This is a genomic window from Streptomyces sp. NPDC059256 (genome assembly GCF_042753785.1).
Taxonomy (GTDB): Bacteria; Actinomycetota; Actinomycetes; order Streptomycetales; family Streptomycetaceae; genus Streptomyces.
Window position 1 is genome coordinate 523,939 of sequence record NZ_JBHYZO010000004.1, and the last position, 19,152, is coordinate 543,090.

At 68.5% G+C, this 19,152-nt stretch carries 15 protein-coding genes; 7 read left to right on the forward strand and 8 right to left on the reverse strand.

Going from position 1 to position 19,152, the window contains the following annotated elements:
• The first annotated feature begins 293 nt into the window (after nt 1-293).
• A complete protein-coding gene (locus ACFXJL_RS13795) occupies nt 294-581 on the forward strand; it encodes a hypothetical protein (RefSeq protein ID WP_358880046.1) in 288 nt (95 codons plus the stop codon).
• Nucleotides 578-1,117, forward strand: a complete 540-nt coding sequence (locus ACFXJL_RS13800) for a hypothetical protein (RefSeq protein ID WP_384692050.1) — start codon at nt 578-580, stop codon at nt 1,115-1,117. Before ACFXJL_RS13795 ends, ACFXJL_RS13800 begins: the two co-directional genes overlap by 4 nt.
• 163 nt (nt 1,118-1,280) lie before the next feature.
• Here ACFXJL_RS13800 and ACFXJL_RS13805 read toward each other — a convergent pair whose 3' ends face one another.
• A complete protein-coding gene (locus tag ACFXJL_RS13805) occupies nt 1,281-2,582 on the reverse strand; it encodes an LCP family protein (RefSeq protein WP_358880048.1) in 1,302 nt (433 codons plus the stop codon).
• A gap of 333 nt (nt 2,583-2,915) precedes the next feature.
• Here ACFXJL_RS13805 and ACFXJL_RS13810 point away from each other — a divergent pair, with 333 nt between their 5' ends.
• Nucleotides 2,916-3,464 carry an acyl-CoA thioesterase gene (locus ACFXJL_RS13810; RefSeq protein WP_329019852.1) on the forward strand — a complete coding sequence of 183 codons (549 nt, stop codon included), beginning with the start codon at nt 2,916-2,918 and terminating at the stop codon, nt 3,462-3,464.
• Nucleotides 3,465-3,501: 37 nt separating this feature from the next.
• Here ACFXJL_RS13810 and ACFXJL_RS13815 read toward each other — a convergent pair whose 3' ends face one another.
• Nucleotides 3,502-4,857: an LCP family protein gene (locus ACFXJL_RS13815; RefSeq protein ID WP_358880049.1), complete on the reverse strand. Its 1,356-nt coding sequence runs from the start codon at nt 4,855-4,857 to the stop codon at nt 3,502-3,504.
• A 486-nt stretch (nt 4,858-5,343) separates the two neighbouring features.
• Between ACFXJL_RS13815 and ACFXJL_RS13820 the strand changes: the two genes are divergently transcribed.
• The gene (locus ACFXJL_RS13820; protein WP_358880050.1) at nt 5,344-6,360 is read left to right on the forward strand and encodes a glycosyltransferase family 2 protein; all 1,017 of its coding nucleotides are present in this window, start codon (nt 5,344-5,346) and stop codon (nt 6,358-6,360) included.
• Nucleotides 6,361-6,457: 97 nt separating this feature from the next.
• Here ACFXJL_RS13820 and ACFXJL_RS13825 read toward each other — a convergent pair whose 3' ends face one another.
• The 4 genes from ACFXJL_RS13825 to ACFXJL_RS13840 all read right to left on the reverse strand — a co-directional run bounded on the left by ACFXJL_RS13825 (nt 6,458) and on the right by ACFXJL_RS13840 (nt 12,833).
• Nucleotides 6,458-8,164, reverse strand: a complete 1,707-nt coding sequence (locus tag ACFXJL_RS13825; protein WP_384640379.1) for an LCP family protein — start codon at nt 8,162-8,164, stop codon at nt 6,458-6,460.
• A gap of 28 nt (nt 8,165-8,192) precedes the next feature.
• A complete protein-coding gene (locus ACFXJL_RS13830) occupies nt 8,193-9,965 on the reverse strand; it encodes an LCP family protein (protein ID WP_384692056.1) in 1,773 nt (590 codons plus the stop codon).
• Between the two features lie 224 nt (nt 9,966-10,189).
• A complete protein-coding gene (locus ACFXJL_RS13835) occupies nt 10,190-11,890 on the reverse strand; it encodes an LCP family protein (protein WP_384692059.1) in 1,701 nt (566 codons plus the stop codon).
• Between the two features lie 184 nt (nt 11,891-12,074).
• Nucleotides 12,075-12,833, reverse strand: a complete 759-nt coding sequence (locus tag ACFXJL_RS13840) for a TIGR03089 family protein (RefSeq protein ID WP_329019842.1) — start codon at nt 12,831-12,833, stop codon at nt 12,075-12,077.
• A gap of 136 nt (nt 12,834-12,969) precedes the next feature.
• On the opposite strand from ACFXJL_RS13840, the gene ACFXJL_RS13845 reads away from it, so the two are divergent.
• From ACFXJL_RS13845 to ACFXJL_RS13855, 3 genes are all read left to right on the forward strand, one after another.
• Nucleotides 12,970-14,343, forward strand: coding sequence for a peptidoglycan recognition protein (locus ACFXJL_RS13845; RefSeq protein ID WP_384692062.1), 1,374 nt, complete (start codon nt 12,970-12,972; stop codon nt 14,341-14,343).
• A gap of 101 nt (nt 14,344-14,444) precedes the next feature.
• Nucleotides 14,445-15,527: an NDP-sugar synthase gene (locus ACFXJL_RS13850; protein ID WP_358880055.1), complete on the forward strand. Its 1,083-nt coding sequence runs from the start codon at nt 14,445-14,447 to the stop codon at nt 15,525-15,527.
• A gap of 273 nt (nt 15,528-15,800) precedes the next feature.
• Nucleotides 15,801-16,838: a DNA-3-methyladenine glycosylase family protein gene (locus ACFXJL_RS13855; RefSeq protein WP_384692066.1), complete on the forward strand. Its 1,038-nt coding sequence runs from the start codon at nt 15,801-15,803 to the stop codon at nt 16,836-16,838.
• 35 nt (nt 16,839-16,873) lie between these two features.
• Here ACFXJL_RS13855 and ACFXJL_RS13860 read toward each other — a convergent pair whose 3' ends face one another.
• Nucleotides 16,874-18,169, reverse strand: a complete 1,296-nt coding sequence (locus ACFXJL_RS13860; RefSeq protein WP_384692069.1) for a coenzyme F420-0:L-glutamate ligase — start codon at nt 18,167-18,169, stop codon at nt 16,874-16,876.
• Nucleotides 18,166-19,122: a 2-phospho-L-lactate transferase gene (cofD, locus tag ACFXJL_RS13865; RefSeq protein WP_384692072.1), complete on the reverse strand. Its 957-nt coding sequence runs from the start codon at nt 19,120-19,122 to the stop codon at nt 18,166-18,168. Before cofD ends, ACFXJL_RS13860 begins: the two co-directional genes overlap by 4 nt.
• Nucleotides 19,123-19,152: the final 30 nt, after the last annotated feature.

Consider the following 19,152-nt stretch of genomic DNA (forward strand, 5'->3'; position numbering starts at 1 on the left):
CTCGGGTCCCCCGCTCGATCTGGCTGCCCCCGCTCCTCCCCTTATGCTGCCGCGTTCCCCTCGTCGGCCCGGGGTGGTCGCTCGGCCTTTCGGTCGAGGAGTGCAAGGGATTCGATTTCTCTGAGGAAACTTCATCGCTCATGCGTATGACCTCATGATTCGCACTCTGATCCAGGCTCCTCCGATGGCTCGCACTCGAACGGCCGCAGCTCAAGCACAGCAAGCACATGGCAATCCGTGTTCATCTGATTACACACAGGCAGAATTTCGTTGGCGAAGGGTGGTAATTGGCCATGAACGGCAATGGCATCTCCCACGAACAGATGGAAGACCTGGCCGAGACGGGTGCGCGGGAGCACCCGTACGAGCCACGGGCGGGGGACATCGTGCGGGATGCCTGTTGCAAGCGGGTGGGGCAGGTGATGGGGCACGTGGGGCCGGAGTACCGGGTTCGGCCGCTCAACGGTGGGCGGGAGTGGGCGGCTCGGGTCGAGGACCTCGCTCCTGCCAGGGCCTCGGACGCGATGAGTGCGGACGTTGCGCAGGCCAATGCCATGAGCAGATGGGGAGCTTTGACATGACGGATCGAACGAACCGCGAGGAGAGACGCATGTGTGGGGCGCGGGCGGTGATGCCCCTGGGCCTGGTGTCGCTCGTCCTGGACGCCACTCCCGCGGCGCGTGACCCCGAGGCGTTGGAGACGGTCCTCTGCTGCCCGTTGGAGGCGCATGCGACCGGCTGGCACTACGACGTCGTATGGCAACTCGACGACCCCGACAGCGGGGACATGTGGGCGCTCTGGGCCGAGGGCGACACGCCCGAATTAGTGGTCATCCAGCCCGACTGCTCCGCCCGTGGCCGGGCATCAGGACCGAACGCCGCCCCAGGCGATGCCCGTTCGGCAGCCCACTTCCGTGAGTCGGCTGCCCAGAACGAGGTGTGCTCCCTCTTCGCTCTCCATCCCGGCGGCCACAGCTTCGAGTTCACCGATCCGCACGATGAGGACCTTCGACTCGCCGCCGCCTGCCATGAGCTCAGGGCGGTGATCGCCCGGCAGGCGCAGTCGCCGCCCGACGGCCTCGGTGAACGGCCGTCACGCCGTCCGAGCGACGATTGAGGACGACTGAGGACGACTGAGGGCGACTGAGAGACGTGCGATGGTAACTGCGCTCCGGGCAAGGCGAGATGCTGCCGGGGCGCGGACCGTTCCTCGATCGACGCGCCGTCCAGTACATGCAAAGGCCCGCCCCGGTAGGGCGGGCCCGCGAACGGTCAGTCGGTCAGTTGCCCGACACCGTCACCTTCTCGTCGTTCTGGATCTGCTTGACCAACTGGCTCACCTTGGTCTTGTCCCAGACCAGATTGCCACCGCGGTTACCCGAGATCGGCATGTTCATCGACTTGCCGTCGCCGCCCGTGACGCTCTTCATCGCCAAGAACATCTGGCTCAGGTCCCAGAGCGACATCTCCTTGTCGACGACGACCGTGTCCAGCCCCGCACCCATCACCGGATAGAGCTTGAACGGGTTGAGGACCGTCCCCGGGGTGGCCGTCTGGCTGGCGAGCGCGGCCAGGAACTTCTGCTGGTTCTTCGTACGCGCCAGATCGCCCTCGCCGAACGCATAGCGGGTCCGTACGAACGCGAGCGCCTGCTCGCCGTCGAGCGTCTGCTTGCCCGCCTGGAAGTCAGCTCCCGACTTCTTGTCCTTGAACGCCTTGGGGATGTCCAGCTCCACCCCGCCGATCGCGTCCACGATCTGCGCGAAGCCCGCGAAACCGATCTCCGCGTAGTGGTCGATCCGCAGACCCGTGTTGTGCTCGATCGTGCGCACCAGCAGCTCAGGACCGTCCTCGGCGTACGCGGCGTTCAACTTCACCCGCCGGCCGGTGTTTTCGAACAGCTTGCCCGACTCCGAGCCCTTGAACGACGGGATCTCCACGTCGGAGTCGCGCGGCAGCGAGATCATGGTGTTTCCGCTGGAGCACTCGGCGAGGATCATCATCGAGTCGGTGCGCTTGCCCTCGGCGGAACCGGTGCGCAGCCGCTTCTTGTCCTCGGCCGACATGCCTTCTCGACTGTCGGAGCCGACGATCAGATAGGTCGTGCAGTCGTTCTCCCTCGGTCTCTCGATGACCTTGGCGAGATCGACCTCGCGCTTCATCTTGGAATCGGCCCAGAAGTAGGTGCCGATCGAGACCACGAGGAGCGAGCCGACCAGGACCAGCGACCCGATCTTTATCCGGCGCCTCCAGTCCGGTGCGGGACGCGGCGGGCCGGCGGGCGGCGGCGGGGGAGCACCGTTGCCGTAGCCGCCCTGGTGGTTGTCGTACCCCCCTTGGTTGCCCTGTCCGCCGTACGCGGGCTGACCGCCCTGGGGACCTTGACGATTCGCCCGTCCGGCCGGGGAGCCATAGACCTGGCCCGTGTTGTAGCCGCTGTCGTACGGGGCGTTATGACCGTCGTCATGTCCCTGCGACTGCTGCTGCGGGACCGGTCGTCGCTGCACATGGCGCATCGCGCGAGCGCCTTCGGGCTGGGAGCCCTGGCTGCCGCGTCCGTATCCTTCGGGCCAATCGTTCATGCCGGTAAGTGTGCCGGGGGTCGGGCCGGCACCAACAGGGTGGAAGAGGAATCGGGCCGGGCCTGTTGCCAAGCTGATGCATTGCACCAGGAAGGTTTACGGGCCTGGTCGCAGCACGTGGGCCGGGTGGCCTCGTCTCGCTCTGCTCGCACCGCGCTCCAGCCTCACCCACCCCAGCGGTCCACCGTACCGCCCGGGAAGCCCTGGGTGCCCACCGTGTGCTTCCGAGGGCCCGACGGAGGGAGAACGCAAGGTCCCCTGCGTCCGACGTCTCCGTACGGTCGGGTTCGCCCGCGCGAGACCTGGTGAAACGTCCCGCTTAGGGTGGAGGGCATGACAGACCAGGCCCAGCGCACCGACCCCGATATACCGGGCAAGCCGACTTCGGCTTCCCGTACCACTCTCAGCCACATCATGACCGGCTCGGACACCAACCTCCTCGGGACCGTGCACGGCGGTGTGATCATGAAGCTGGTGGACGACGCCGCGGGCGCGGTCGCGGGGCGGCACTCGGGCGGACCCGCCGTGACGGCCTCCATGGACGAGATGGTCTTCCTGGAGCCGGTCAGGGTCGGCGACCTGGTGCATGTGAAGGCCCAGGTGAACTGGACCGGTCGATCCTCGATGGAGGTCGGCGTACGGGTGCTGGCCGAGAGGTGGAACGAATCGACCCCCGCGCAGCAGGTCGGCTCCGCCTACCTCGTCTTCGCGGCCGTCGACGCGGACGGCAAGCCCCGGCCCGTACCGCCCGTGATGCCCGAGACCGAGCGGGACAACCGGCGCTACCAGGAGGCCCAGATCCGACGCACCCATCGCCTGGCCCGTCGCCGAGCGATCATGGAACTCCGGGAGAAGCGGGCCGCCGACGGCATCGAGGACTGACCGGGTGCGGTGATGACGGGGCGCTCCCCGGCCATGCTCAGGGGCACACGACCTGATCGCCGGTGACGGCACCGAACTCGCCCTGGTAGGCGTCCTGCGCCCGGACCGGCACAACACCCTGGTAGTCGCTCCCGGCCGTCACCTTGAGCGTCCGTCCCTGTCCGGGCACCGGCTGCATCCGGCATCCGGGCAGCGCCGTGGCCAGCGAGAGCGCCGATCGGTCCCAGCGGGGGTCATAGGAGACGACCGTCTGGTCCACCTCCGCCGCGGCGCCGTTGAGAGGGGCGCGCGTGGTGTCGAAGCCCGTGGACCTCAGCGCGGCATCCACCTTCCGTCCCAGGCCCTCGGCGCGCGTTCCGTTGTAGACCTGCACCCGGATCTGCTGGGGTGAGACATCCACCAGCTTCGCCTTCTTCCCCTTCGAGCGAGTCCGTGAGAGCGGTTTGTCCTCACGGAGCATCTGGAAGAGTCGCTGCGCCTTGGCCTGGTCCCACCGCACCGCGGAGCCGACGCCGTCGATGGGGCCCATCGAGCCGATCGGCACCGATGCGAATTCCGACGAGGACATTGAAAAGCCGCGCATCGCCCTGCTGAGCGCCAGCATCTCATCGGTGCCGAACCCCTTGTCGGCCCGTACGGAGCCGAGCATGGCGGAGGTCACCTGGCGGAACTTCACCGGGTTGAGGAGCACCCCGCTGCCGGTCGCCTTTTTGATCAAGGCGGCGAGGAACCGTTGCTGTCGCTGCATCCGGCCCAGGTCGGAGGCGCCGTCGACATGCCGGGAGCGCACGTACTGGAGGGCCTCGCCGCCGTCGAGCCGATGGGAGCCGGCTGCCAGGTCGAGCCCGGTGTAGGAGTCCTTCATCGGTTGCGTGGTGCAGATCTCCACCCCGCCCATCGCGTCGACCGTCTTCATGAAGCTGGTGAAGTCGACCTCCAGATAGTGATCGATCTTGACCTTGGTGAGCTGCTCGACCGTCCGCACGGTCAGCGCGGGCCCGCCCTCCGCATAGGCGGCGTTCAGCTTCACCGGGTGCGGACGATGGGTGCTGCCGCTGTTGCGGTCCGTGTGTGCGGGGATCTCCGCATAGCTGTCGCGCGGCAGGCTCACCACGCTCGCCCGGTTCCGGTCCCGTGAGATGTGCACCAGCATGATCGTGTCGGTGCAATGGCAGGGAGCCCCGCCCAGCCGGTACTTCTCCTTCTCCTCCGCGGTGATCCGGTCGCGCCCGTCGGTGCCCACCAGCAGCAGATTCATGCCGTGCCCGGCCTCGGGCCGGTTCTTCATGTCGCGGAAGGGGTCCACCCGGCTGATCCCGGTGTCCAGCCCGTTCATCAGCCCGTGCCCGATGCCGCCGGCCCCCAGCACCAACATGGAGAGGGTGGTCGCCATCCGCAGCCCCCAGCGCGGCCGGATCACCGGCCGTCTGGTCCGGGGCCGAGGCCCTGGACGTGGTCGGGGACGCGGGGAAGGGGGCGGCATGGGCACGAGGGGGACACCTCCGCGGGTGGCGAGAGCGGGACGTGACGGGGCGAACGAGTGATCGAGCCACGATCGACCGGGTCCCCGAGCCCGGCATCGAACGGACAGCGCCTTCGTGCGACGACCGGCTGCACGCCCCACACGGGGACCAAGGAAGCGACGGGGTGATGGAGGCGAACGGAAAGAAAGCTGCGAGATCTCTGGAAACAGGGCGAGCAGTGCGAACAGGGCAGACGAAGTGAACAGGGCGGACGAAGTGAACAGGGCGGACGAGGGGGACAAGAGTGGACCAGTAGGGGGAATCCAGCACACCGTAGGCCCATACGATCTGCGGTCAACAGCACCGGCTCGCCCGGCGCGCTTCCACATCCCCCATTCGCGGTAACGTGGCAGGCGATGAACGCCACGCCTCCCGTTTCCGTGATCATGCCGGTCCTCAATGAGGAACGGCATCTGCGCAACTCGGTCCGCCACATCCTTGAGCAGGAGTACGACGGCGAAATGGAGGTGGTGATCGCGCTCGGACCGTCCACGGACCGCACCGACGAGATCGCCGCCGAGCTCGTCCGCGAGGACCCCCGCGTCAGCACCGTCCCCAACCCCACCGGGCGCACGCCGGCCGCGCTCAATGCCGCCATCAAGGCGTCACGTCACCCGATCGTGGTACGCGTCGACGGGCACGGGATGTTGTCGGCGAACTACATCGCCACCGCTGTGCGGCTCCTGACGGAGACCGGAGCCCAGAACGTCGGCGGGATCATGCACGCGGAGGGTGAGAACGACTGGGAGCACGCCGTCGCCGCCGCCATGACCTCCAAGATCGGTGTCGGCAACGCGGCCTTCCACACCGGTGGCGCCGCAGGCCCCGCCGAGACCGTCTACCTCGGCGTCTTCCGACGCGAGGCGTTGGAGCAGCAGGGCGGCTACAACGAGGAGTTCATCCGCGCCCAGGACTGGGAGTTGAACTTCCGCATCCGTGAGGCGGGCGGTCAGATCTGGTTCTCGCCCGAACTGCGCGTCCAGTACCGTCCGCGGCCTTCCGTGCGGGCCCTCGCCAAGCAGTACAAGGACTACGGTCGTTGGCGCCATGTCGTTGCCCGCTACCACCAGGGCTCGATCAATCTGCGCTATCTGGCCCCACCGACGGCGGTCTGTGCGATCGCGGCTGGCACCCTCGTCGGCGCCGCGCTCACCCCTTGGGGGTTCGTGGTCCCCGGTGGCTATTTGGCGGCGATCGTCGCGGGTTCGATGCCCGCGGGCAAGGGGCTGCCGCTGAAGGCGCGGCTCCAGATTCCGGTGGCCCTCGCGACCATGCATATGTCGTGGGGCTTCGGCTTCCTGACCAGTCCGCGATCGTTGGCGAAGAAGGTCATCGCCAGCCGCCGCCCCGCGGTCCGGACCGCCTCCGCCTGATCCGTACCCCTCGTGCCGGACCGCGTGCGGGTCGGACGGGGCAGAAGACAGCAAAGAGGGCCCGGGTGCTGAGCACCCGGGCCCCTGCGTTTTCCTCCTACCAGGTGTACCCCGGCTGCACCTTCATGCAGGCGCTCTCGTCGTCGCCCCGCAGCGCCTTGGCCTCGGACGGGGTGGTGTTGTCCTTCGGGGCTTCCTTCTTCGGATAGACATCGCCCTCGCGCCAGTCCGCACCCACCACCACGGCGATCCCGGTGACGTCCGTCGACTTCTTCGCCGAAGTCACCGGCAGTCCCAGGGCCTTGGCGACCGCTTGTGCGTCACCCTCCAACTCCGGGCCGCCGTAGTGGACGACGGTCTCGGCCTGCGGATTCCTGGTCTGGTCGGTGTACGCCTTGGTGTAGCCCTTGCCGTGCAGCAGGGTGGAGATCTCGGCGGCCCGACCGCGCTTGGGCGCCTGGCTGTCGGTGCCGGTTCCGTTCTGCACCCTGACCGCCATCTCCGCGGGCGCGGCTGCGGGGTCCTGGGAGACGGGCGTCGGCTTCGGCTTCGGTGCGGTGACACCCTTGCCGTCGAGCGGAATGTCCTCGCGAACCAGCCGGAACAGCTGCTCCGCCTCGCCGGGGATGGGCTCCACCTTGCCCTGGAACCCGGGCAGTTCCGAGTACCGGCTCGGTACCCGTGACATCGTGATCCGGCCGGTCGGTGCGCTCTTGAGCTGATTGCCGATGTCGTAGAGCTTCTTCACCGAGTCGATGCCCTCGTCGACGGTGAGCGCACCGATCGCCGCCTCGGCGAGCTTGCGCAGTTTGTTGGGGTCGGTGAGCTTGGTGTTGCGCCGCAACTCCCGGACCATCGAGTTCATGTACATGTGTTGGGCACGGGTGCGGGCCAGGTCGGTGCCGTCCTCGAACCCGTAGCGCGTACGGAGCCACTGGAGGGCCTGCTCGCCCTTGACCGGGTGGGTGCCCTTGGTGAGGGTCAGGCCCGAACCCTGGCCCCTGCTGTTGCGGGATCTGATGTTCTGGTCGACGCAGACGGGGACTCCGCCGATGGCGTCCGCCATCGAGACCACGCCGGCGAAGTCGATCATCATGAAGTGGTCGATGGTGATGCCGGTCAACTGGTGCCAGGTGGCGACCGTGCAGCCCGGGCCCCCACGGCCGAGTGACTCGTTCGCCGCCTTCAGCCCGGTGGCGGGGTAGACGTTGTCACTGTCGGGGTCGACGCACCTGGGAATCTTCACCAGGGTGTCCCTGGGCATGCTGATCACGGAGATGTTCGAGCGGTCGGCCGACAGGTGCACCAGCATCTGCACATCGGCGAGCGGCGGGCTGTTGAAGGTGTTCTTGGCACCGCCGAGCTTCTGGTTCGCCTTGGTGTTCCGCGCGTCCGAGCCGATCAGGAGGATGTTCAGCGGGGTCTGGCCGGCGGCGTTCGCCTTGTGCTCGGGCATCTTGCCGCCGAGGGTCAGATCGTCCTTCTTGAGCTTGCCGTTGAGGTGCTCGTAGTACAGGTAACCGGCCGCCGCCGTGCCGAGTATCAGAAGCGACAGAACGGCGGCCACCCAGCGCAGTACGCGGCGTTTGCCACCCTTGCGGCGGCGGGCGGAGGAACCGGCCCGGGCGCCGCCGTTCACGTCGTGCTCGTCGTCGAGCCGCAAGCGGGCCCGACCCTCAGCGTCCTTCGGCGTACCGTCGTGCGCGTAGAGGCTGTCGTCCCAGCCCCGATCGCGGGCGTGCGGGACGCTTGATCGCGTCCCCTTTCCCCGCACGCGTTCTTGTCGCACTGGTCCCCCTGTCATGCATGGCGTATGACGGGGGAGTCCCCTGTCACTTGGCACACACCTGTTTGTCGGCTTCGACGGTTTTGACTCCTTCCGGCGCCTTCGCCGGACCGGAGATGGGCACTCCTACGCCCTTGAAGTCGGCGCCGAGGGTGAGCGTCATCGCTTCGAGCCCCTGGGCGTCCTTGGTGCCTTGCTTGAGCGCCGTGGCCGGCAGACCCATCAGATCGGCGAGCGTACGGGCCTGGTCCGCCTGGTTCGGTGCGTACTCCAGAATCGTCCGGGGGAGCTTCTGCGGTGCGTTGCCCTCGTTGCTCGACTTCAGGACCCGCTTCTGGTTCTGGAGCCAGTCGAGTGTGGTGCCGGCCGCTCCCTGGGTGCCGCTGCCGTTGAACACCTTCACCCGGACATCGCCCACCGGGGCCCTCTTGCCGGCCAACTGGTTCTGCTGCTTCTTCTTCGCGTCCTTCTCCTTCTGCTCCACCTCCGTCAGCGAGGTGTCGCTCTGGATCATCGAGAACAGCGGTCGTGCCTGACTCTCGTTGAGGAGGACGGTCGCGCCGTCGGCGTTGTCCAGCACCGGGATCGTGACGAAGGTGATGTTCTTGGGGTTCACCTTGGCCAGCTCCATACCGAGGTCCTGGAGCTTCTTGATGCTGCCTATGCCGGTGTCGACGGTCAGGGCCTTGGTGGCCGCGTTGGCCAGGTCCCACATCTTCGTGGGACTGGTGAGCGTGTCGCCGGACTTCATCTTGCGGATCATCGAGCTCAGGAACTGCTGCTGGATCTCGATGCGGCTCAAGTCGCCGCCGTGGCCGACGGAGTGGCGGGTGCGTACGAAGGCGAGGGCGTCCTCGCCCTTGAGCACATGCTTGCCGGCGGGGAGTTTGAGCTTGGACTTCTTGTCGTCGATGTCCTTGTCGAGACACACCTCGACCCCGCCGACCGCGGCGGACATCGTCTTCACGGCGTTGAAGTCGGCCATCATGAAGTGGTCGACCTCGATGCCGGTGAGTTCCTTGACGGTCCGCATGGTGCAGCCGGGGTCCCGCTCCGACTGCCCCAGGCTCTCGTTGAAACGGGTCCTGGGCGTTCCGGGGATGGTCTTGGTGCCCTGATCGGTTTTGGTCTCGCAGGCGGGGATGTCGGTGATCAGGTCACGGGGGATGGAGAGCGCGGTCGCGTTGGTGCGGTCCTTGGAGACATGGAAGAGGATCGTGGTGTCCGCGTGCCCGGGGCTGTTGCGGTCGCCGTAGGACTGATTGCCCGCGCCGGTCCGCTTGTCCGTTCCGATGACCAGGATGTTGACGGCCTGGTCCTTCTTGAAGCCGCCGCTGCCCGCGCCCTTGATGTCGATGGTGTTGAGGTTGCCGTCCAGCTTGGAGTACACGAAGTAGGCTCCGGCACCGCCGACGACGATGGCGAAGGCCACGACCCCGCCCGTCCACATCAGGGCCTTCTTCTTCCCCGACTTCTGCTGCTTGCGCTTGCGACGCCCCGCTGCGGCTGCCGCGCCACCGCCGCCGGAGGTGTCGACCGAGCGCCGCGAACGCTGCGGGGGCACCTCGTTCGCCGGGGCCGAATTCCTCCGTCCCCCCGCTGACCTGCGGCCCTCAGCGCTGCGCGGCCCGGGTGTCCGTGAGGCGGAACGACTGCCGCGACCTGACGGAGGCTTCGATCTGCCGCCGGCAGACGGCGCGGTCGACGACTGCGCTGAGGATTGATCCAATCGCAGTTCGTAATTGCCGGTCTGCGGGTTGAGTACCCACTGGTCGGCGGGGTCGATCTCGTCCGCCCGCCCACGGCTCTGCGCATCCACGGTTGCCTGAATCCTCCGTCGCTGCCACGCGAAGCGCCTCCCCCCCGAACGGCGCTCGTCTCTCGATCCAGCAGTGCTCTACGACGCGGGGCCGGAGTACCGGATCGCGCCACACTATCCGCCCAGTTCAGCGTGGGTCGACGCCCGTGACAAATTCCACGCTGCTTACAACCGGGCAATCCACCCAATCCACATAGAGAGTGGGGCAGAGTTTGGTCATTGCTTTACCCGCACAGGCCCTCCGCCGCGTTTGTACCGGTGAAACTCGGGCTCGGAGTAGGGCTCGCCGACGTCGTTCCATCCGGCTTCCGACTCGCCTTGTCTTTCTTGTCGCTCTCGTCCCGACTGCCACGGGGAAGCACCGTGATGGGGGTGTCCTCGCGGAGCTTCTTGAAGAGTTGCCGGGCATCTGGTTGTACTAGTTCGTCCCGATTCCGATTGGCTGAATAAGGCTGTCGGGGAACGGTGAGGAACTGGACTTTTTCGGTCGGAATGCTCTGTACCGACTGGGCGAGGTCATAGAGGTCCCGCAAGGAATCCAGGCCGGGGTCAGTGGTCAGCGACTTGGTCGCCGCGTCCAGCACCGGATAGAGCTTGGTCAGATTGAGCAGCACCCCATTGCTCTTGACCTTCTTCACCAGCGAACCGAGGAACTGTTGCTGGCGTTCCATTCGTTCGGTGTCGCTGCCGTCGCCCAGCGTCTTGCGCGCCCGGACGAAACCGAGCGCCTCCTCGCCGTCGAGGGTCTGGTGTCCGGCCGGAAGCTTCAACCGGGCCGCCTTGTCGTCGATGGGTTCCTTCAGACACACCTCGACGCCGTCCACCGCGTCGACCATCTTCTTGAAGCCGCGGAAGTCCACCACGATGTGGTGGTCCATCCGCACCCCGGTCATCAGTTCCACTGTACGGATCGAGCAGGCCGCGCCACCGAACATGAAGGCCCAGTTGAACTGGGCGAACTGCTTGCGCGTGCGCGAGCCGTCGGCCTTGCGGCAACTGGGAATCGTGACCATCAGATCGCGGGGGATGGACATCGCCGTCGCGCTCTGCCGGTTCGCCGCGATGTGGAGCAGGATCGCGGTGTCCGCACGCTGGCTGCCGCCCTCGTCGCGGCCGTACTTGCTGTTGCCCTTGCCTGCACGGGTGTCGGAGCCGAGCAACAGGATGTTCTGGGCGTCGAGCACCAGTGGTGTGGGCCGCTCCTTCTCGTACGTGCGCAGTTCGGCGGCGGCCGTGGTGTCGGTGGTGATGTTGGCGTCCAGCTTGGTGTAGAACCACCAGGCCGCACCGGAGGCCGCGAGGACGACGATGGAGGTGCCCAGCGCGGCCCAACGCAACCAGATGCGCTTGCGCTTGGGGGGCGAGGAGCCCTCCGCCCCGGAGGGGTCGGGGACCGCGGCCGTCTCGGGGGTCACCTTGGGTTCCACGGCCAGCAGGGCGGCCGGGGCGTCCGCCCCCTCGGCCGGTGCCTCTGCTTCCGGCCGGTCACCGGGGCGTTCGCCTTCGGCGGTCGGGGCAGTGTCCTCCCGATCCGCATCCGCATCCGCGTTGGTGTCGGAGTCGGAGTCGGAGCCGGTGTTGGTGTCGGTGCTGGCATCTGCGTCGGACTCAGGAGCTGTATCGCGGTCGGAATCCGTGTCCGTACGGGGGTCCGGGGTGGGCTCAGCGCCCACTGCGCCCGCTTCTCCTGCCTCGCCTGCCTCTTCTGCGTCTTCCGGGCCTGCTGCCCGGCTTTCGGGCGAGGCATCGGTCGAGCCGTGCGGCCCTGGCGTCGGATCGGTCGACGCTTGCGCGGCGGACTCGCCTGACGGCGGGGAGTCCTTGCCGGCCGCCGCGGAGTCGTTCTCCGCATCTGTCGCGCGCTCGGCATCGGAGTCAGATGCCTGACCGTCCGATCCGGTCGGCGTGCCGGCATTGTCGGTCACGTCTGCGTCCATCCTTCATGGCGTCGGCGGCGCGCTGGACCGTCGATCGCAGGACTAGACGGCTGAACCTCGCGCATGGTTGTGCGTTGAGAGTTGCGTTTCGCCGATCATCTAACGGAGTTGAGGGCACGGGCCGAGGGACCCGGCCCGGGGGTGGGCCACATGGGTGGCCCTCCAGGGGTTGTCATACCGCAGTGTCGGTGATGCGTTCGCTGTCGATCCGCTGGGTGAGACCGTCCGGCGGCAGTTGGTCCAGATGGCGGCACAGCACCACCGAACCGCCGACCGCAAGAGGAGCGTAGAGCCCCGCTGACAGACCGGCCCAATCGCCGTAGCCCAGTCCGGACAGCAGTCGGGAGCCGCTCTTGAGCCCCAGTGCCTCGGCATCGGCGCGCGCCCGCTCCACCACCTGCGTACCGTTCAGATCGATTCCGTCCACACTGACGGACAGGGCAGGTCCCGCAGGGTCGACGGGAGCATAGGGAGCGAAGCGGTCGCCCTGTGAAGGCACCTCCACCGCGTAGTCCGAGAAGCCCGCCGGAGTCTGTGGGAAACGGCCGCCCAGCGGTCGCAGCGCCAGGGCCACCCGCTCGCCGGAGCAGGCCCGCGCCGCCTCAAGGGTGTCCGGCCCGCTGACGACGAGATCGGCCCGCGCGGGGTCACCCCCCACATCGACCAGCACGCCGACGGACGAACACGCCAGCAGCCAGACAGCGCTCTGCCAGTGCGCGGGCAGCAACAGCGCGAGCCGGTCACCCGGCTCGGCGGCGAGGTCGCCCTGAAGCAGATTCGCCGTCTTGGCCACCCAATTGGCGAAGGTGGCGACGGACAATTCGACGCGCTCACCGGTGGCATCGTCGTAGAACGTGACCAAGGGACGAGTGGGGTCCGCGGCGAGCGCGGATCGCAGCAGGTCGGCAGGGGTAAGGTCGCTGGCATTCATCGCGGCAAGCCTACGCGCAGCGCTCCGCGGCCGAACCGCCGTACCGCCGTACCGGTGACGGCGTACTCCGGTTGGACCGACGAGCTGTCAGTTTCCCGACGAGCGAGGTCGGGCAGCACGGACCACGATCGTCCGTATGCGTGGATTCCTGGCTTCCCCGATCGGTGTCGCGGCCTCAGCCGCGCTCGTCCTTCCGCTCTCGCTCCCGCTGGCCATGCCCGCACTGGCCGCGCCGCCCCCGCCCGCCTCCGTGCCGACCGCGGCCGACGCCGCACCGGGTCGGTCCGCGTTCGAACCGACCCCCGACACACCCGGCTCGACCCGCTCCCTGCCGATTTCCCCCTCGACGAACCGCTCCCTGGCCCCCACCGGAGAGCGGGAGCTGCGAACCGTGGGCATCAGCCCGTTCTCGCTGGTCGGTGTGGTGTGGGAGAACCCGGCAGCCGAACTCGCGGGCACGGTCCAGGTACGCACTCGCACGCTGACCACCGGTCGGTGGTCGACCTGGCAGGACGTGGAGACGCACACCCACGAACACGGTGCCGACCCGGACACGGCCGAGGCCAGATCGGAACGCACCCGAGGGGCGACCGCTCCGCTGTGGGTCGGGGCGTCCGACGGCGTCGAAGTGCGTGTACGGCCGGACGCCCCGCATGCGGAGGCACTGCCCGACGGGCTGCGGCTCGAACTCGTCGACCCCGGCGCCGACCCGCCGGCGACCGACGCTGAACGCCCGCGCGTCTTGCGGGCCAAGGACGAACCGGGTAGCGCCACCGTGCCGGGCACGTCGTACCTGCCCGACCTCACGGACGTGTGGAACCTCGTGGGCAGGCCCGCGGGCGTGGACACTGTTCAGCCGCAGCAAACCTCCCAGCCCGCACCGAAAGCGGAGGCTGCGGCTCCGTTCATCGGGCCCCGTCCGAAGATCACCACCCGCAAGGGCTGGGGCGCGGACGAGTCGCTTCGGGAAAAGAAGTTCGCCTACACATCGACGGTGAAAGCCGCATTCGTCCACCACAGTGCCACGGGCAACAGTTACACCTGCAAGCAGGCGCCATCCGTCCTTCGCAGTATCTACCGCTACCACGTTGTGAGCAGCGGCTGGCGTGACTTCGGCTACAACTTCGCCATCGACAAGTGCGGAAACATCTACGAAGGTCGCGCAGGAGGCGTGACCAAAGCGGTGCTCGGCGCACACACGCTCGGTTTCAACAGCAACAGCATGGGAATCGCGCTGCTCGGCACATACAGTCACACCAATCCGCCCGCGGCAGCCGTGACCGCGGTCGCCAGGCTGACCGCCTGGAAGCTCGGGCTGTTCAAGCGGAACCCGAAGGCCAAGGTGACGCTGACTTCAGGGGGGAGCGGCAAGTACGCCAAGGGCAAGAAGGTCAGCTTCAACGTCATCGCCGGACATCGGAACGCCTTCGTCACCGACTGCCCGGGCACCCGCCTGTACGGCAAGCTCGGCGCCATCCGGAGCGCTTCGGCCGGTTACCAGGGACGCTGACAATCCGGAAACGTACCAACCACGGCATATCCACTGCATAGACTTGCCGGTCTCGAACGGATGAACACTCCGGCCTTGAACAGGAAGCAGAGACGACAAAGGTGACAGAAGCGATCCTCCTGGTCGGAGGCAAGGGCACACGACTGCGGCCACTCACCGTCAACACGCCGAAGCCGATGGTTCCGGCCGCGGGCGTCCCCTTCCTGACCCACCAGTTGGCGCGGGCACGCGCCGCCGGGGTCGAGCACATCGTGCTGGCGACCTCCTATCTGGCCGAGGTCTTCGAGCCGTACTTCGGTGACGGTTCCTCACTCGGGCTCAGCCTGGAGTACGTCACCGAGGACGAACCCCTCGGCACCGGCGGAGCGATCCGCAACGTCGCCGAACGACTGCGGTCCGGACCGGACGAACCCGTCCTGGTCTTCAACGGCGACATCCTCACCGGACTCGACATCCGAGCCCTGGTGGACACCCACCGGACGTCCGGCGCGGACGTGTCCCTGCATCTGACGCGGGTCACTGACCCGCGGGCCTTCGGACTGGTGCCGACGGACGACAGTGGTCGGGTGACCGCGTTCCTGGAGAAGCCGCAGACCCCGGAAGAGATCGTCACCGACCAGATCAACGCGGGGGCCTACGTCTTCCGCCGGTCCGTCATCGACTCCATCCCCGCCGGTCGACCGGTGTCGGTGGAGCGGGAGACGTTCCCCGAACTACTGGCGGCGGGTGCTCATCTGCAAGGCATGGTGGACTCGACCTACTGGCTGGATCTGGGCACCCCGCAGGCTTTCGTCCGTGGCTCGGCCGATCTGGTGCTGGGGCGCGCTCCGTCCCCCGCCGTGCCCGGACGGTGCGGTGACCGCCTCGTCCTGGAGTCCGCCTCGGTGGCGGAGGACGCCAAGCTGACCGGGGGGACGGTCGTCTGCGAGGGCGCCGTGGTCCACCCCGGGGCTCGCATCGACGGCAGTGTGGTGCTGGCGGGAGCGGTGGTCGAGGAAGGCGCCGTGATCACCTCGTCCCTGATCGGCGTGGGAGCGAGGATCGGCGCCCGGGTCGCCCTGTCGGGAGCGGTCATCGGCGACGGCGCGGTCGTGGGCGCGGACAACGAACTGCGTGACGGCGCCCGGGTGTGGTGCGACGCGACCCTGCCGCCCGGTGCGGTCCGCTTCTCGTCCGACCAGTAACCCCGGCAGTCCGGAGCACCTGCCGCGTCGGGATGCGGCAGGTGCCGTACGGGGTCAGCTCTCGGGAGCCGACTCCGGACGACCTGAACAGCTGTCGTGACCGGGTGGGGCCCTGTGCGCACGTCGTGACCAGGTACCGGCAGGGGGCGGTCCTGGGTGCCTGCCGTACCCCGCGATCGAGGGCCCCTCAATGGCCCTGAGCCATCCCGCGATGCCAGGGAAGCCGACCCCAACACCTACCCTCGGTAGCACCAGCTACCACTGAGGACCCACGTGTCAGGCCGTTTCACACCCGAACCAGAGGCTCGCCCACCGGGCCAGCGTGCCCGTGGTCAGCGTGCCTCCGGGCCGGCCGTCCCACCCCGGCAGGCCCGTGGGCAACAGCCCGTCGAGGGACAGGGCACCCTGACGCGCGACTGGACCCCTCCCTGGCCCCTCGACCTGGCGCTCGTACTCACCCCGCTGCGGCGCGGACCCGCCGATCCCACCTATCGCACCGCCCCGGACGGCTCCTTCTGGCGGACCAGTCGCACTCCACAGGGGCCGGGCACGCTCAGGGTCGTCGTGGGCGGGGACCGGTCGGAGGTCCGGGCGCAGGCGTGGGGCCCCGGCGCCGAGTGGCTCCTGGACGGGCTGCCCGCGCTGCTCGGGGCCGCTGACGACCCGGACGCACTCACACCGAGACACCGTCTCCTCGCCATCACGCGCCACCGACGGCCGGGGCTACGGCTGACCCGTACCGGACTGGTACTGGAATCCCTGATCCCCTCCGTCCTGGAACAGAAGGTCACCACGGACGAGGCGTACCGCGCCTGGCGGCTGCTGGTGCGCAAGTACGGCGAGCCCGCCCCCGGCCCCATGACCGGCTTGTACGTGGTGCCCGAGCCGCGCACCTGGGCGCTCATCCCGTCGTGGGAGTGGCACCGGGCCGGTGTCGACGACAAGCGGGCGTCCACCATCCTGCGCGCGGTGCGGGTGGCACGACGGCTTGAGGAGGCGGTCACCTTCGCCCCCGAGCAGGCCCAGCGGCGGCTGGAACTGGTCCCCGGCATCGGCCCCTGGACATCCGCCGAGACCATCCAGCGCAGCCATGGTGCCCCCGACGCCCTGACGGTCGGTGACCTGCATCTACCGGGCATCGTCGGCTGGGCGCTGGCGGGCGACCGTGACGCCGATGACGCCGCCATGCTGGAACTGCTCGCTCCGTATGCCGGACAGCGTCACCGCGCCGCTCGGTTGATCCTGCTCAGCGGTCGGGTACCGGCGCGTCGCAAGCCCAAGATGCCGCGGGTCGACATCGGCTTGCTGTGAGCCTCCTACGGCGGTCAGCGAGCCTTCTGCGGTGGTCAGCGCACCTCGATAAACGCGGCGGCATCCCGCGGGGGCCGTTGCTTCGGCGCCGCTGAGGCGTGCCCCACGGCCACGGCGCCCATGGGGTCCCAGTCATCGGGCAGCCCCAGCACCTCGCGGACGACAGCACGGCAGAACATGGTCGACGACACCCAGGCCGAGCCCAGCCGTTCACCGGCCAGCGCCACGAGGAAGTTCTGTACGCCGGCGCCGGTGGCGACGACGAACATCTCCCGCTCGGCGGTGTCGCGGCGGCTGTCTCCGTAGTGGTGCGAACCGTCCATGACGAGACAGGGCACGACGAGGTAGGGCGCTCTGCGCAGGACTTCCCCGCGGCGCACCCGCTGGGCGATGGACTCCTCCGACTTGCCGTCGCGTCGCAGATCGGCGATCCAGGCGTCGCGCATGGCATCGAGGAGTTCCCGGCGCGCTGCGGCGGTTTCCAGCAGGACGAAGCGCCAGGGGGTCGTGTGGTGGGGCGCCGGTGCGGTGACGGCCGCGGCAACGGCACGACGGACCGCCGCGGGGTCCACCGGTTCGTCGGTGAAGTCGCGCACCGTGCGCCGCTGGGTGACCGCTTCCCGTACCGCCTCGGACGTGCCTAGCCGGAACATGTCCTCGGCGGCCGGGCGCACCAGCAGGCTGGCGCTGTCGTCTCCTGCGGGGTCGACCAGGTGCCCCAGACCGCTGATGACCGCCACGGGGAGCCCGGACGTCTTGCCCTTGACCAGGTCACCGGCGGCGGCGAGTTCATCGGCGAGGGCGACGATGGTGGCGTTCAGCGGGTTGCCGTGGGCGTCCGTGCCGCCGCGCAGATCGTCGAGGACCTGGATGCCTGCGGCTCCGATGGCGACATCGGTGACCCCGTTGCGCCAGGGCCGGCCGAAGGTGTCCGTGATGATCACGCCGATGTCCACACCGAGGTGTTCCCTGAGCCCGTCGCGGATGCCGCGCGCCGAGGCGTCGGGTTCCTCTGGCAGGAGCAGCACGGTTCCCGCGGGTGTGTTGGAGGCATCGACCCCGGCCGCGGCCATCACCAACCCCTGGCGGTTCTCGACGATGCGGATGGGGCCGCGTCGGGCGACCACCCGCACGGTCTCCGCGTCGATCGCGTCCTCGCGGTCGTCAGCGGCGACCAGACGGCCCTCGGCCTTGCTGACGATCTTGGAGGTGACGAGGAGGACATCGCCGTCCGCGAGGTCGGGGCCGGCCGTGGCGATCAGCTTGGCGAGGTCGTCCCCCGCCGCGATCTCGGGCAGTCCGGCCAGGGCGCGGACGGTGTACGACGTCATGCCTGGACCTCCGTGGCGAGGGCCAGGGCGTGCCGGGCCATCTCTGCGGTGGCGTCCAGATCGGTCATCATCAGGGGGACGGCACGGCAGCGGATGCCCGCGGCTTCGACATCGGCGACGGTGTCGGCGTCGACGGTGTCGACCAGCCAGCCGTCGAGGAGCCCAGAGCCGTAGTGGGCGGCGACGGCAGCCGCGGTGGCCTCCACGCCGACGGCGGCGAGGACCTTGTCGGCCATTCCCCGCACGGGCGCGTTTCCGACGATCGGCGACAGCCCCACGACGGGGACGCCGGCTTCGGCGATGGCTTCCCTGATCCCGGGGACGGCCAGGATGGTGCCCACACTGACGACGGGGTTGGACGGCGGGAAGAGGATGACGTCGGCGGCGGCGATCGCCTCCAGCACTCCGGGTGCTGGCTTTGCCTGTTCGGCGCCGACGGGCACGATCGCCTCCGCCGCGACGGACGCCCGCAGCTTGACCCAGTACTCCTGGAAGTGGATGACCTTGCGTTCGCCGTCGACCTCGACGGCGACATGGGTCTCGATGCGGTCGTCGGACATGGGCAGCAGCCGGACGCCGGGGTTCCAGCGTGTGCAGAGCGCTTCGGTGACCGCGCTGAGCGGGTAGCCGGCGGCGAGCATCTGGGTGCGGACGATGTGGGTGGCGAAGTCGCGGTCGCCGAGCCCGAACCACTCGGGGCCCACGCCGTACGCGGCCAGTTCCTCCTTGACCCGGAAGCTCTCGTCCGTACGTCCCCAGCCCTGCTCCTCGTTGATGCCGCCGCCGAGCGTGTACATCACGGTGTCGAGGTCGGGGCAGACCTTGAGCCCGAACAGATGGATGTCGTCACCGGTGTTCCCGATCACGGTGACGTCCGCCTCCGGTACGGCCTGCAAGAGGCCACGTAGGAAGCGGGCACCACCGATACCGCCGGCCAAAACCACAATGCGCATACAAAACAGTCTGTCAGGCGAAGCCTGATC

What these genes read in the sequence shown, in the direction of transcription:
- ACFXJL_RS13795 (WP_358880046.1), top strand. Translation starts at nt 294, where the DNA reads ATGAACGGCAATGGCATCTCCCACGAACAGATGGAAGACCTGGCCGAG.
- ACFXJL_RS13800 (WP_384692050.1), top strand. Translation starts at nt 578, where the DNA reads ATGACGGATCGAACGAACCGCGAGGAGAGACGCATGTGTGGGGCGCGG.
- ACFXJL_RS13805 (WP_358880048.1), bottom strand. Translation starts at nt 2,582, where the DNA reads ATGAACGATTGGCCCGAAGGATACGGACGCGGCAGCCAGGGCTCCCAG.
- ACFXJL_RS13810 (WP_329019852.1), top strand. Translation starts at nt 2,916, where the DNA reads ATGACAGACCAGGCCCAGCGCACCGACCCCGATATACCGGGCAAGCCG.
- ACFXJL_RS13815 (WP_358880049.1), bottom strand. Translation starts at nt 4,857, where the DNA reads ATGGCGACCACCCTCTCCATGTTGGTGCTGGGGGCCGGCGGCATCGGG.
- ACFXJL_RS13820 (WP_358880050.1), top strand. Translation starts at nt 5,344, where the DNA reads ATGAACGCCACGCCTCCCGTTTCCGTGATCATGCCGGTCCTCAATGAG.
- ACFXJL_RS13825 (WP_384640379.1), bottom strand. Translation starts at nt 8,164, where the DNA reads ATGACAGGGGGACCAGTGCGACAAGAACGCGTGCGGGGAAAGGGGACG.
- ACFXJL_RS13840 (WP_329019842.1), bottom strand. Translation starts at nt 12,833, where the DNA reads ATGAATGCCAGCGACCTTACCCCTGCCGACCTGCTGCGATCCGCGCTC.
- ACFXJL_RS13845 (WP_384692062.1), top strand. Translation starts at nt 12,970, where the DNA reads ATGCGTGGATTCCTGGCTTCCCCGATCGGTGTCGCGGCCTCAGCCGCG.
- ACFXJL_RS13860 (WP_384692069.1), bottom strand. Translation starts at nt 18,169, where the DNA reads ATGACGTCGTACACCGTCCGCGCCCTGGCCGGACTGCCCGAGATCGCG.
- cofD (WP_384692072.1), bottom strand. Translation starts at nt 19,122, where the DNA reads ATGCGCATTGTGGTTTTGGCCGGCGGTATCGGTGGTGCCCGCTTCCTA.